The organism is Achromobacter sp. RT286_PF (assembly GCF_059760425.1).
In genome coordinates this window covers 17757-31348 of sequence record NZ_JCBAMR010000029.1, presented here as the reverse complement: position 1 = coordinate 31348, position 13592 = coordinate 17757, and the positions used below count along the sequence as shown (strand labels likewise).

The window sequence follows — 13592 nt, the reverse complement described above, 5'->3', positions numbered from 1 at the left end:
GGGCGGCTACTGGCTATAAGTGAAACAGAGGGAGGAATTCTATTCCCATGGCGCGCGCCGCGATACGTCTGCGAAAGCGCTGGTGAAAGCTCGCCCACCGGACAGGGCAGGCGCCGAAATCTTACAGCAACCTGAACGTATTTCAGGTTTCATTGGGCAGGAATAAGGGAAATCGACCCGCGGGATCGAACAGCGTCTTGACGCGGGCGTCCAGCCGAAACGTCGCCAAGCCGGGGGTCGCCGGGGACGGCACATGGGCGCCCGGCTGCGGCTCGGGCTGGGGCTCGGGCTGGGGCTTGCTAGAGGGCGGCACATCAATCAGCGTGACGCCTTGCACCCAGGCCAGCGTACCGCCATGCCCCAACAGCAAATGCGCCAGGTTCACCGTGGCCGGCGCCTGCGGCTTCAGGGCGTCCAGCCGATAGCGGCCCAGCCAGTGATAGCCGTCGTTCGTTGCGAACGCGTCGCCGCCCGAGGCCAGCTGGAACAGCGCCGGCACCAGGGCCTGCACGGTGGCTGATCGCAGGGGCTGCACGTCGGCCTCGCCAAACGGCCCCAAGGTTTCCTCAACGCCGTCGGCCAGCATCACGTCCACCCCGAGCACGCCCGAGGCCGCGCAGCAACCCGCGGGCCACGGCGCCGGTGCGGCCAGCCATTCGGCCAAGGTCATGGCGTCAGGAAAACCGGCGAACTGCCGCAGCCCGGCCTGGGCCAGCGCGGCCATCGGCACGCCGGGCTGCGCGCGCCAGCGCGGGGTGTCGCCGGCCAGGCGCGCCAAGCCCGCCAACCGCGACGGGTCGATACGCAAACGCGGTGCGCTGCTCGCCGCGTAAGGCCCCGTTGCGCCCTCCAGCGCCATCACGACGCGATATTCGGCGCACAGCGCGCGGGCGTGCGCCACGTCGCCGTCACGCGCGGGCGTCAGAATGGCTTGCGCGCCACCCGGGCCGTTCTCGCCCAGATCAACAACCTGGCCTTGGCAAAGCAGCGTCAGCCGCTGCATGAAAGCGGCCCATGGCGTTTGCGCGGGCCGCCTGCCAAGCAGGAAAGCGCGCCGGGATGGCTGCATGACTACAATTCCTTTTTGCTTCAAAGACGCTTTTCGAGAATCCAATGCCCCGCCTTGCCGCTCGCACTCAAGACTTTCTGACATTCCAGGTAGTGGAACTATTCAAGCAGGCGCAGGCGCTACAGGCGGCGGGCCACGACATTATCAGCCTGGGCATCGGCGAACCGGACTTTACCGCGCCGCCCCAGGTGGTGGAAGCGCTGGAACGCGCCGCCCGCGCCGGGCTTAGCGGCTACGGCCCACCCGCCGGGCTGATGCCGCTACGCGAGGCCATTGCGCAGTTCTACCACGACAAGTTCGGCGCCAAGATCAATCCGGCGCGCGTTATTGTCACGGCCGGCGCATCCGGTGCACTGACGCTGGCGTGCGCGGCGCTGGTCAACCACGGCGGCGAAGTCCTGATGCCTGACCCGTCCTACCCGGCCAACAGCAACTTCGTGCTGGCGGCGGGCGGCGTGCCGCGCTTGATTCCCAGTTCCGCCGCCAAACGCTTCCAGCTGTCGGCCGACGACGTGGCCCGGCATTGGACGCCCGCGACGCAGGGCGTGCTGGTGGCGTCACCCAGCAACCCCACCGGCACATCCATCGCACACGCAGAACTGGCGCAACTGCTGGCGCAGGTTCGTGCGCGCGACGGCTTTGCCATCGTCGATGAAATCTACCTGGGATTGTCGTATGAAAACGCGCCGCGATCCGCGCTGACGCTGGACGATGACATCATCGTCATCAACAGTTTCTCGAAATTCTTCCACATGACCGGCTGGCGCCTGGGCTGGATGATCGTGCCGGAAGACATGGTGGCGCCCGTGGAAAAAATCGCCGCCAGCCTGGCGATCTGCGCGCCCACGCTGGCCCAGCACGCCGCGCTGGCATGCTTTACCGAACAGGCGATGAAAACCTTCGAGCACCGGCGTGAAGCGTTCAAGCAGCGGCGCGACTACCTGTTGCCCGAATTCGAACGCCTGGGCATCCACGTACCCGTCAAGCCAGACGGCGCGTTCTATATCTATGCCGACATCAGCAACCTGGGCATGGACAGCGCCACGTTTTCGCAGCAGCTGCTGCTGCAAGCCGGCGTGGCTGCCGTGCCGGGACTGGATTTCGGGCCGGCCCACGGCAAGCACACCATGCGCTTTTCCTACGCGACGGGGCTGGACCGCCTGGAGGAAGCCGTGGCCCGCATCGGCAAGCTGCTGCAACGCTGATCCGCCACTTGCCGCCGCAGCCGGCGGTCGTTGCGATACCGTCCCAATGAAAAAGCGCGCTCTGTAAAGAGCGCGCTTTGTCGTCCGGCAGGCTGGCCGGTATCGGGCGTACCGGGTGTCCGGTATCAGTCCCGCGCCAGGGCAATGCCCGATGCCAGGGCCAGGCGCCGGCGTTCCGCCTGGACCTTGGCGCCGTAGCCGTTGTCATCCGGCCCCGTGGAACCCACGTAGCAGGCCAGCCCGGCGTCGACCGAACCGCGGCGGTTGATACAGTCGCGCAGAATCGTCGCCCCGACGCCGATGTTGGCGGCCGGGTCCAGGGCGGTCTTGCCCACGGCGTCGAATTTGTCCTGGTGCACGCTGGTCATCACCTGCATCAGGCCTTGCGCGCCCACATGGCTTTCGGCCAGCGGGTTATAGCGCGACTCGATGGCGATGACCGCCAGCACCAGCAAGGGGTCCAGCTGCTTTTCGCGGCTGACCTTGTAGACGGTGTTCAACAGCGGGCCGGTAGCGTCATACGCCACCTTGTATTTGCGCGAGATATAGTTGCGCAACGCTTCCGCCTGCGGGCCGGTCGCCGACAAGGCGGGCTTCTTGGGCACTGGTGGCGCGACGCGCGCCGGCCCCAGCATGCCGGTGGCATTGCTGGCAGGAGCGGTTGGTACGGCCATGGCAATTGCCGACGCCGTGTCGGAACCCAGCTCGGAGCCGGTGTCGGGTTCGACGCCGGTTTGCATGGATGAAGGCGCTAGGGCGGTCAACAAGGCTTTGTGCACTTGCAATGCCTGGTCGCGCAAACCTGGCAGGGCAAATCCCATGCTTACCGTCACAATCACTGCAATGCCCAGATAGACTGAGCAAATACGCAAGGACTCGGCAAGATATTCGTGCACTCCTTGGGCCATATTCCTGAACAGGCTGGCCACTGACGCATCGGGCATGAAAACCTCCTGCGTGGAAAAAGAGGGAGTCAATGTTAACCTCTCTTTCGACCTCAAATGTAACCAAATCGCTGGGATCTGTAGTGAAATACCGCGACCTTAGAGACTTCCTCGCCCAACTTGAACGCATGGGCGACCTCAAACGCATTGCCGCGCCGGTGTCCACCCGGCTGGAAATGACCGAGATTTCCGACCGCGTGCTGCGCGCCGAAGGCCCGGCCCTGCTGTTTGAAAAAGCGCTGCACGACGGCCAACCGGCGCAGATGCCGGTGCTGACCAATCTGTTCGGCACGCCGTCCCGGGTGGCGCGCGGCATGGGCGCCGACAACGTCAGCGCACTGCGCGATATCGGCGAACTGCTGGCGTCGCTGCGCGAGCCCGAAGCCCCCAAGGGCCTGCGCGATGCGCTGGCCAAGGTGTCGATGCTGAAAGCGGCGCTGTGGGACATGAGCCCGAAAAACGTCAAGAGCCCGGCCTGCCAGGAAATTGTCTGGGAAGGCAAGGATGTGGACCTGACCCGCTTGCCGATCCAGACCTGCTGGCCCGGCGATGTGGCGCCCCTTCTGACCTGGGGCCTGGTCATCACGCGCGGCCCGAACGCCAAGCGGCAGAACCTGGGCATCTATCGCCAGCAGCTGCTGGGCCCGAACAAGCTCATCATGCGCTGGCTGTCGCATCGCGGCGGCGCGCTGGATTTCCGCGATCACGCGCTGGCCAACCCTGGCACGCCGTTCCCCATCGCCGTCGCACTGGGCGCCGACCCGGCCACCACGCTGGGCGCGGTCACCCCGGTGCCCGACAGCCTGTCCGAATACCAATTTGCCGGCCTGCTGCGCGGTTCGCGCACCGAAGTTGCCCAGGCGCTGGGCAGCAACCTGTCGGTGCCGGCGTGGGCCGAGATCGTGCTGGAAGGCCATCTGCTGCCCTCTTCCGACCCGCGCGCCGTCAAGCCCGTGGTGCCGGACGGCGTCAACCCGCCGCCCAACAGCGACTACGAGATGGCGCTGGAAGGGCCGTACGGCGACCACACCGGTTACTACAACGAGCAGGACTGGTTTCCGGTGTTCACCGTCGAACGCATCACGATGCGGCGCAACCCCATTTACCATTCCACCTACACCGGCAAGCCGCCCGACGAGCCCGCCGTGCTGGGCGTGGCGCTTAACGAAGTGTTCGTGCCGCTGCTGCGCCGCCAGTTGCCGGAAATCGTCGACTTCTATCTTCCGCCGGAAGGGTGCAGCTATCGGCTGGCGGTGGTGTCGATCCGCAAGCAATACGCGGGGCACGCCAAGCGCGTCATGTTCGGGCTGTGGAGCATTCTGCGCCAGTTCATGTACACCAAGTTCATCGTGGTGGTGGACGAAGACATCAACCCGCGCGACTGGAAGGAAGTAGTCTGGGCGATGACGACGCGCATGGACCCCGTGCGCGATACGCTGCTGGTCGAAAACACCCCCATCGACTATCTGGACTTCGCCTCGCCGGTCTCGGGGCTGGGCGGCAAGATGGGCTTGGACGCCACCAACAAATGGCCCGGCGAAACCCAACGCGAATGGGGCACGCCCATCACGATGGATGCCGACGTCAAGAAACGTGTGGACGATATCTGGAGTCAGCTGGGCCTGTAGTTGTGGCTGTGGCGTGCAGCCCGTGGCCGCACGGTCAGGCTTTGGTACTGACCAAAAAAAACCCCGCAATGCAGAGGCATCGCGGGGTTTTTTGTGGCGCTTTTTTATGGCGCAAGCCGCAGCAAGGTTGAACGCGTTATTCGTCGTCCTGGCGCGAGCTTTGCCACATCTTGAACAGCTGCCAGCCGACCAATGCGCCGCCCGCGATCTTGAGCAGCTTGAAGCGCTTGCCGCCGCGCATCAGCAAGGTCGACACGGACGAGGTGACGACCGGATAACGACGCGCCAGCGTGATGGCCTGCAAGGCCCAGCGCGACGCCCCGCCCGCAGCCAGCCGGGGCAAAAGCCCCCGGATGATCGCGGCGGGTTCCAGCCGATGGCCGGTCGTCACGATGTCATGCACCAGCGATTCGCGTTCGATGGCGGCGCGGGCGCGCAGCAATTCGATGCGCACGGCGCGGTCCACGGTGGGAGACCTTTTCGACATGGTTCAGTCCTCCTCGCGTCGGCGCGCCGGGGGCTCGTCGTCTTGCGCGTCGCGGACCCGTTCAAGCAGTTCCGCGTCGCGGCTCAGCTCGTCAAGGGTGGCCGCAAAGGGCACCGCGCCATAGACCAGGCCATGGCGCACGACCAGCAACAACGCAATGCCCACAATGCCGTAGAACGCCGCCAGCAGGCCCAAGGCCATGTAGCGGTCTTCGGTGGGCCAGAACAGCACCGCCACCGTTACCGTGAACACCAGCACCGCAAGCGTCAAAAAGAGCAACGCCGCGAAGGCCATGCCCAGCAGCTTGAGCAGGCGCGCCTTTTCGTCGGCGGCTTCCAGCGCAAGCAGCTCCAGGCGGGTGCGCAACAGCCCGACCAGGCTGGACGCGACGCCGAAAACAGATTTTCGTAGACCCATGTTGTCAGGAACGGCGGCCGGGCAGCGCCGGCATGCCGACGTTGCCCGCCCGATCGTTCAAACCAATCAGCGGCGGCTGATCAGCAAGCCGAGCAGCAGGCCGGTCACGCCTGCGATGCCGATGGCTTGCCAGGGGTTGTCATGCACGTAGTCGTCGGTGGCGCGAGCGGCTTTGCGGCCACGTTCGAGCACGGCGTCTTGCGCTTCATAAAGGGCTTCGCGGGTGCGCTTGAGCGAGGTCATGGCGCGGTCGCGCAATTCGTTGGCCTTTTCGCCCGTGGTGCCGGCCGCTTCGCGCAGCAGGTTTTCGGCGTCATTCAGGCTGGTCTTGACACTGTCGATCAGTTTTTCTTTTGCGACTTCTTCGGATTTTCTCGTGGCCATTTTTTTGAGCTCCTGTTGTGTGTCTATGACAAAAATATAATACCAGCCGCCCTGCCCGCAGCAAGACGTGCTTGATACCGTGTGCTACTTGATCTGCGTAATTTCAACCGCTGATTTCACGCCTGATTGATCTATGTCTTGCTTCATCACCAGGTTCACCGCCGGGCAATACCAATCGGTGACCGTCGTGTTCATGCCGGGTATCGGAATGGTCAGGCCCTGGAACGTGGCCATGGTGGGGTCGGAGTTGCGCGTGTAAGTGACCGGGTGGCAGGACTGGTTGCCCAACGCCGTGTTCAACGACGTTTTCTGGCCCACGCTTTTCTCGCCGATGCGCACCGTGGTGCTGGGCTGGCCCCCGACCGGCGCTTCTTTGCCGATCTTCAAGCGGAACGACGAGCCGGGCAGCTTTTGCCCGGCGTTCAGTTTGCCGTCGTAGGCGAACAAGCCCAGCATGCGCAGGTCGAACTGGCCCTCGGAAGGCTTGGGGGCTTCGCCCGCCGAGGCATAGCGCAGGAAGGTGGCCTGCCCGCCCTTGACCGTCATCAGGTAATCCAGCTTGGACTTGCCCGGCGGCAGGCCCGCGTAGCCAAACGTGGCCACGCCTTGCACGCGCGCCCGGCAGTTATCGCCATTGCTTTTGGTAACTTCGGTGAAGGTCAGGTCCGCGCCCAGGGACAGGTTGCCCGAGCCGGTCAACTGCACCGCGCCACCGTCATGCATGAACTGGGCGTCGCAAACGCCCGCCTGCACCGACGCCGAGGCGCCCACCGCGCCCATGCACAACACCAAGGATGCGATTTTTTGCATCGTCAATTACCACTCCAGAATTCGGGACTTGCCACCCACGGCTGGCGGCGGCTGGCTTGATACTACACCGGTTGCCGTGCCCGACATATGTCCACTCGTGTCGGCTAATCGCTGCCCGCCAAATAAATTCTGGATATATGAATTCAAGAAATCAAAAGTTGTGGGGATGAAGGCCCGTCCCTATGATCGGGGGATATTTTGCCGGGTACGCCCGAGGCGGGCACACGATGAAGCTTTTCCCGATTTTTGCTGACCTGAAGGGTCGGCGGGTGCTGGTGGTGGGTGGCGGCGCGGTAGCCGAACGCAAAACGCTGGCACTGCTGGAAGCCTCCGCCCAAGTGGTGGTGGGCGCGCCGGAACTGACGCAGGCATTGACCGAACTGGTGGCCCAGGGCCGCGTTGAGCATTTGCCGGGCCGCTTTGACGCCGCCTGGCTGGAGGACATCTGGCTGGTAGTGGCCGCCACTGACGACCGCGCCGCCAACGCCGCCGTGTCCGAGGCGGCCGGCGCGCGCCGCATCTTTACGAATGTGGTGGACGACCCGGAGCTGTCCTCGTTCCAGGTGCCGTCCATCGTTGACCGCTCGCCCGTCATCGTCGCCATTTCGTCGTCTGGCGTCGCGCCCGTGCTGGCGCGCCGCGTGCGCGAGCGCATTGAATCCCTGTTTGACCACACGTTGGGCCAGCTGGCCGCGTTGGCCGCAACCTATCGCAAGCGTATCCGCGCCAGCCATCCCGACCTGGGCGCGCGCCGCCGCTTCTATGACTGGCTGCTGGACGGCCCCGTGGCCGGCCTGCTGCGCCAGCAACAACCGGCCCAGGCCGAAGCCGCGCTAAGCCAGGCGCTGGACAAACCGCTTGCGCCCGCTGAAGGCAGCGTCGTGCTGGTGGGTGCCGGCCCCGGCGACCCCGGGCTGCTGACATTGAAAGCGCTACGCGCGCTGAACGAAGCCGACGTCATCCTCTACGACCGCTTGGTCAGCAACGACGTCATGTCGCTGGCCCGCCGCGACGCCGACCGCATTTGCGTGGGCAAGCTGCCCGGCGAAAACCATCACGCTACCCAGGCTCGCATTCACGCCCTGCTGGTCGAGCACGCGCAAGCAGGCAAGCGCGTGGTGCGGCTGAAAGGGGGCGACGCCTTTATTTTTGGCCGGGGCGGCGAAGAACTGGAACATCTGCGCGCGCATGGCGTGCGCTTTGAAGTGGTGCCCGGCATTACGGCGGCGCTGGCCTGTGCGGCCTATGCCGGCATTCCGCTGACGCATCGTGAGCACGCGCAATCGGTGCGGCTGATCACGGCGCATTGCCGCGAAGACGAAGACAACCTGGACTGGCCCGCGCTGGCGCGTGAAAAGCAGACCTTGGCTTTCTATATGGGCGTGGGGCAGCTGGAACTCTTGACCCGGCGCCTGCTGGGCCATGGCCGCGCAGCCGACACGCCGTTCGCGTTGATCGAAAACGGCAGCCGGCCGGAACAGCGGGTGCTGTCGGGCAAGCTGCAAGCGCTGCCCGAACTCGCGGCCGAACATGGCATCCGGTCCCCCGCCCTGTTGATCGTGGGCGAGGTGGCCGGGCTGGCACCAAAGCTGCGGTGGTTCGGCCAACACATCGACGGGGAAGCGGTCCGCGCACCTGGCGCGTGAGCTGCGTCGCGCAGGCCCCGGCTGCCGGATCGGCAGCCGTCCGAGGCGCTAGCTAGCCGGATCACTAGCTAGCCGGTTCACTAGCTAGCCGGTTCACTAGCTAGCCGGATCCCCAGACGGCCCGGCCGACAGACAGTCGCCCGCCGGGCTCCCCCCGTCAGACCGTCTTCTGGGTCGTACCGAAGATGCGGTCGCCCGCGTCACCCAGGCCGGGCATGATGTAGCCGTGTTCGTTCAGGCCGTCATCGATGGACGCCGTATAGATATGCACGTCGGGGTGCTTGGACAGCACGGCGTCGATGCCCACGGGCGCGGCCACCAGCACCAAGGCGCGGATTTCCTTGCAGCCGGCGCGCTTGAGCAAATCAATAGCGGCGACCATCGAACCGCCAGTTGCCAGCATCGGGTCGACAATCAGCGCCAGGCGCTGGTCCAGCTCGCCGACCAGGCGTTCCAGGTAGGTATGGGCTTCCAACGTCTCTTCGTTACGGGCCACGCCCACCACGCTGACCTTGGCGCCGGGAATCAGGCTGAGCACGCCGTCCAGCATGCCGATGCCGGCGCGCAGGATCGGCACCACGGTGACCTTCTTGCCGGCGATCTTCTCAACCTGGACCTGTCCACACCAGCCCTCGACGGTGGCGGGCGCCAGCGGCAGGTCCTTGGACGCTTCGTACGTCAGCAGCGCGCCCACTTCCTGCGACAACTCTCGAAAGCTCTTGGTGCTGAGGTCGGCGCGACGCATGATCCCGAGCTTATGGCGGATCAGCGGGTGGCGGATTTCGTGCACGGGCATGTGCGTAATTCTCCAGAATATTGAAATACAGGGTTTGTCGCCTCAGGCGGCCGTTCGCATGCCGCAACTGAGGATCGTAATCGGTTTAAAGCCCTTGGGGGGCAGCAAGCGCACATCGTGCGCGCCGCGTGGGGGCCACCTTCATTGATCGGCCAGCCATGCGATCAGGGCGTCGTCGAAAGCCCGGACGGCACCCGCCTGTTCGTGGTTCACGATGCTGACAACCACGTAGCGCTTGCCACTGGCTCCCAGCACGTAGCCGGCAATGGACCGCACGTCGCGCAGCGAGCCGGTCTTCAGGTGCGCCATGCCCTGCGTGCCATCGCCCTTCAGGCGGCGGCGCACCGTGCCATCCACCCCGGCAATGGCAAAGGACGAAATGTACTCGGGCATGACCGGCGAATTCCACGCCACGGTCAACATCGAGGCCAGGCTGTCGGCCGACACCCGGGCCTCGCGCGACAGGCCCGCACCGTTGTCGATGACCAGTTCGGGCATGTCCAGGCCCTGCTTGACCAGGGCGCCCTTGGCCGCCGCCTCGCTGCTGGTCACCGTGGCCGGCCGCCGGCCGCGCTCGGCGCCCAGCGTCAGCAGCAGCGTGCGCGCCATGACGTTGTTGCTGCGCTTGTTGATCTGGCGGATGACCTCGGACAAGGTCGGAGATTCATGCGAGGCCAGCACCACGGCGTCCGCCGGCACCATGCCCGATTTGACCTGCCCCTTGAACGTGCCGCCCAGCTCTTTCCACAACATGCGGAAGATTTCGGTGGCGTAATCCGGCTGCGACAGCGCCAGCCGATACAGGCTGAATTCGCCGCAAGACCCGGCCACCTTGCCGCCCACGCGGATCGTCACGCCCTGCTGGGTAATGAGGGGTTCCGTCGTCACGACCGGGGGGCCGGGACAGCGGATGTCGCTCCATTGCACGCTGCCTTCAATCTTCAGACCGGGCAAGGGCGGGTCGATCAGCGGCACCCATTTCTGAGCCACGGGGTCGGGCGTGAACAACAGGCGCAGCGCGCCAAAACCCACCATCAGCGCATCGGGGCTGGCGTTGTAGGCGCGGTCCGGGGCGCCGTCGAAAGCGCCCGGGTCCGTGGCGACCTGGCCGAAAATGCTGCGGTCGATGACCAGGTCATTGATCTGCTTGACGCCGCGCAGACGCAGTTCGCGCAGCAGCGCCCACAGGTCCTGCATCAGAAACTGAGGGTCGCCGCCGGCCCGCAGGTACAGGGGGCCGGCCAGGACGCCGCGGGCGTCGGGCCGGGCGCCGGGCGCCGTCATGAATTCGGTGCGCCAGACGTAATTCGGGCCCAGCTCGGACAACGCGGCCCACGTCGTGACCAGTTTCATCACCGACGCCGGGTTGCGCGGTTCTTTCGCGTTCAGCGCGATCAGCCGCTGCCCGCCCAGCTCTTGCACCACCAGCGACAGCGAACTGTCGGGCAACTTGCTGGCCTTCCAGGCATTCACGACGTTGGGCGGCAGGCCCTGGACCTGCGCGCAGGCGCTGCCGGCCGACAGGGCCACCAGCGCGCCGGCCAGCCACCGCTTCAGCCCGCCCCACCGCTTCATCGCTTGTCCCGTCATGCCTTGTCCACCGGTTGCTATTGCTCTCAAGACCGAGAGCATACAAAACCTGGGACGGTTGCGGGCGGCGGGCAGATCCGACCCTGATAACCTTCGCCTTTACAATAGCCGGTTGCCCCGAGCTTGCCCGGCCGCCGCTATCAGCGTTTACCGGGCCGCCCCTCCTGACAGACAGATACCCGCAGATACCCGCGTGACCCAGTCCCTGACCGTTTCCGACTTCAATTACGAGCTGCCGCCAGAACTTATCGCGCAGACGCCCGCCGCCCAGCGCACGGGCAGCCGCCTGCTGCATCTGGACGCAGCCAGCCAGCTGCACGACCGTCAGTTCGCCGACCTGGTCAACCTGTTGCGGCCGAACGACCTGCTGGTGTTCAACGACACTCGCGTCATCAAGGCGCGGCTGGCTGGCCACAAGATCACCGGCGGCAAGATCGAAGTGCTGGTCGAACGCATCACCGAGTCCGACCGCGTGCTGGCCCATGTGCGCGCCAGCAAATCGCCGGGGCCGGGCATGGTGCTGCGCCTGGCCGATGCCTTCGACGCCACCGTGCTGGGCCGCGAAGGCGAGCTTTTCGACATCCGCTTTCCCGGCCCGGTCCTGGACCTGCTGGACGCGCACGGCGCCACGCCGCTGCCGCCCTACATCACGCACGCGGCCGACGCGGGCGACGACGATCGCTACCAGACCGTCTACGCCCGCGAGCCCGGCGCGGTGGCCGCCCCCACGGCCGGCCTGCACTTTGACCAGCCCACGCTGGACCGACTGGCCGACCTGGGCATCGCGCGCGCTTTTGTCACGCTGCACGTGGGCGCGGGCACCTTCCAGCCGGTGCGGGTCGACAACCTGGCCGACCACATCATGCACGCCGAATGGTTCACGGTGCCGCAAGCCACGGTGGACGCCATCGCCGCCACCCGCGCCAAGGGCGGCCGCGTGATCGCCGTGGGCACCACCAGCGTGCGCGCGCTGGAATCGGCGGCAGCGCAAACCGAAGGGCGCACGGCCCCCGGCCTGCCGCTGGCCGCCGCCCAGGGCGACACCCGCCTTTTCATCACCCCCGGCTACCGGTACCGCGTCGTGGACGCCCTGGTCACCAACTTTCACCTTCCCCAGTCGACCCTGCTGATGCTGGTGTCGGCGCTGGCCGGCGTCGAGCCGATCCGCCGCGCCTACGCCCATGCGGTGGCCCAGCGCTACCGCTTCTTCAGCTATGGCGACGCCATGTTTATCGAGTCCCCCGCCCCATGACCGGTCTGAACTTTGAACTGCTAGCCACCGACGGCGGCGCCCGCCGCGGCCGGATCACGCTGAACCATGGCGTGGTCGAGACGCCCATCTTCATGCCCGTGGGCACCTATGGCAGCGTCAAGGCCATGATGCCGCACGAGCTTAAAGAGATCGGCTCGCAGATCGTGCTGGGCAACACGTTTCACCTGTGGCTGCGTCCGGGCACGGACATCATGGAAAAGCACGGCGGCCTGCACGGCTTCATGCAATGGGACAAGCCCATCCTGACCGACTCGGGCGGCTTCCAGGTGTTCAGCCTGCAAGGCATGCGCAAGATCACCGAGGAAGGCGTGAAGTTTGCGTCGCCCATCGACGGCGCGCGGCTGTTCCTGACGCCCGAAGAATCGATGCGTATCCAGCGTTCGCTCAATTCCGACATCGTGATGGTGTTCGACGAATGCACGCCGTACGAAATCGACGGCCGCCCCGCCACGGTCGAGGAAGCCGCCCGGTCCATGCGCATGTCGCTGCGCTGGGCGCGCCGCTCGCGTGACGAATTCGACCGCCTGGGCAACCCCAACGCGCTGTTCGGCATCGTGCAGGGCGGCATGTACGAATCGCTGCGCGACGAATCGCTGGCCGGCCTGCAAGACATCGGTTTTCACGGTTACGCCATCGGCGGCCTGTCGGTGGGCGAGCCCAAAGAAGACATGATGCGCATCCTGGCGCACGTCACCCCCAAGCTGCCGGCCCAGGCGCCGCGCTACCTGATGGGCGTGGGCACGCCGGAAGACCTGGTCGAAGGCGTCAGCCGCGGCGTGGACATGTTCGATTGCGTCATGCCCACCCGCAACGCGCGCAACGGCTGGCTGTTCACGCGCTTTGGCGACGTCAAGATCCGCAACGCCAAGTACCGCGACGACACCCGCCCGCTGGACCCCAGCTGCGGCTGCCACACCTGCGGCAACTTCTCGCGCGCCTACCTGCACCACCTGCAACGGGCCAACGAGATCACCGGCGCGCGCCTGAACACGCTGCACAACCTGCATTTCTACCTGACGATCATGCAGGAAATGCGCGAAGCCATCGGGCAAGGACGCTTTGACGCCTGGCGCGCGCAGTTCGCCGCCGACCGGGCGCGCGGCATCGAATAACCGGGCCTTTTTCCAGGGGGGGTCTTTTTTATCGGGATTCCGTCCCCATAGATTGGGATCCATCCCTAGTGAAAGGCCGGCAATAACATAGATACAATAGTCGGCTTGCCCTATCCATGGCTCGCGCGGGGATGGGCGCATAACAACACAGCTAAGGGGTTTGGCAATGACCCACGGTTACATAGAGAACCCGGGCATGGCTGGCCGTAGCAACAAACAACCCACACAGAC

At 65.6% G+C, this 13592-nt stretch carries 13 protein-coding genes; 5 read left to right on the top strand and 8 right to left on the bottom strand.

Going from position 1 to position 13592, the window contains the following annotated elements; translation table 11 throughout:
* Positions 1-142 precede the first annotated feature (142 nt).
* Entirely contained in the window at positions 143-1069 is a 927-nt protein-coding gene (locus AC6LJY_RS20275) for an FAD-binding protein (RefSeq protein WP_498136630.1), read from the bottom strand.
* A gap of 44 nt (positions 1070-1113) precedes the next feature.
* On the opposite strand from AC6LJY_RS20275, the gene AC6LJY_RS20270 reads away from it, so the two are divergent.
* Positions 1114-2274 (top strand): pyridoxal phosphate-dependent aminotransferase, encoded by a 1161-nt coding sequence (locus tag AC6LJY_RS20270; protein WP_314359794.1) that lies wholly within the window; start codon positions 1114-1116, stop codon positions 2272-2274.
* A gap of 125 nt (positions 2275-2399) precedes the next feature.
* Here the strand turns inward: AC6LJY_RS20270 and AC6LJY_RS20265 are convergent, their stop codons facing one another.
* A complete protein-coding gene (locus tag AC6LJY_RS20265; protein ID WP_046804361.1) occupies positions 2400-3218 on the bottom strand; it encodes a lytic transglycosylase domain-containing protein in 819 nt (272 codons plus the stop codon).
* An 83-nt stretch (positions 3219-3301) separates the two neighbouring features.
* On the opposite strand from AC6LJY_RS20265, the gene AC6LJY_RS20260 reads away from it, so the two are divergent.
* Complete coding sequence (locus tag AC6LJY_RS20260) at positions 3302-4846, top strand: UbiD family decarboxylase (RefSeq protein WP_104145552.1); 1545 nt, start codon at positions 3302-3304, stop codon at positions 4844-4846.
* A 136-nt stretch (positions 4847-4982) separates the two neighbouring features.
* Here the strand turns inward: AC6LJY_RS20260 and AC6LJY_RS20255 are convergent, their stop codons facing one another.
* The 4 genes from AC6LJY_RS20255 to AC6LJY_RS20240 all read right to left on the bottom strand — a co-directional run bounded on the left by AC6LJY_RS20255 (position 4983) and on the right by AC6LJY_RS20240 (position 6944).
* Positions 4983-5333 carry a hypothetical protein gene (locus AC6LJY_RS20255; protein WP_046804359.1) on the bottom strand — a complete coding sequence of 117 codons (351 nt, stop codon included), beginning with the start codon at positions 5331-5333 and terminating at the stop codon, positions 4983-4985.
* A 3-nt stretch (positions 5334-5336) separates the two neighbouring features.
* Entirely contained in the window at positions 5337-5750 is a 414-nt protein-coding gene (locus AC6LJY_RS20250) for a phage holin family protein (protein ID WP_046804358.1), read from the bottom strand.
* Positions 5751-5816: 66 nt separating this feature from the next.
* Complete coding sequence (locus AC6LJY_RS20245; protein ID WP_006221213.1) at positions 5817-6134, bottom strand: ElaB/YgaM/YqjD family protein; 318 nt, start codon at positions 6132-6134, stop codon at positions 5817-5819.
* Between the two features lie 84 nt (positions 6135-6218).
* Positions 6219-6944 carry a hypothetical protein gene (locus tag AC6LJY_RS20240; protein WP_082134441.1) on the bottom strand — a complete coding sequence of 242 codons (726 nt, stop codon included), beginning with the start codon at positions 6942-6944 and terminating at the stop codon, positions 6219-6221.
* A 227-nt stretch (positions 6945-7171) separates the two neighbouring features.
* Here AC6LJY_RS20240 and cysG point away from each other — a divergent pair, with 227 nt between their 5' ends.
* On the top strand, positions 7172-8590 hold the full coding sequence (gene cysG, locus AC6LJY_RS20235) for a siroheme synthase CysG (protein ID WP_498136629.1): 1419 nt from the start codon (positions 7172-7174) through the stop codon (positions 8588-8590).
* 157 nt (positions 8591-8747) lie between these two features.
* Here the strand turns inward: cysG and upp are convergent, their stop codons facing one another.
* The gene (gene upp / locus AC6LJY_RS20230; RefSeq protein ID WP_046804355.1) at positions 8748-9386 is read right to left on the bottom strand and encodes a uracil phosphoribosyltransferase; all 639 of its coding nucleotides are present in this window, start codon (positions 9384-9386) and stop codon (positions 8748-8750) included.
* Positions 9387-9527: 141 nt separating this feature from the next.
* Entirely contained in the window at positions 9528-10976 is a 1449-nt protein-coding gene (gene dacB, locus AC6LJY_RS20225; RefSeq protein WP_411266442.1) for a D-alanyl-D-alanine carboxypeptidase/D-alanyl-D-alanine endopeptidase, read from the bottom strand.
* Between the two features lie 193 nt (positions 10977-11169).
* Here dacB and queA point away from each other — a divergent pair, with 193 nt between their 5' ends.
* Both queA and tgt read left to right on the top strand, forming a co-directional pair.
* A complete protein-coding gene (gene queA / locus AC6LJY_RS20220; protein ID WP_498136628.1) occupies positions 11170-12228 on the top strand; it encodes a tRNA preQ1(34) S-adenosylmethionine ribosyltransferase-isomerase QueA in 1059 nt (352 codons plus the stop codon).
* Positions 12225-13361 (top strand): tRNA guanosine(34) transglycosylase Tgt, encoded by a 1137-nt coding sequence (gene tgt, locus AC6LJY_RS20215; RefSeq protein WP_046804352.1) that lies wholly within the window; start codon positions 12225-12227, stop codon positions 13359-13361. The genes queA and tgt overlap by 4 nt, the downstream gene beginning before the upstream one ends.
* Positions 13362-13592: the final 231 nt, after the last annotated feature.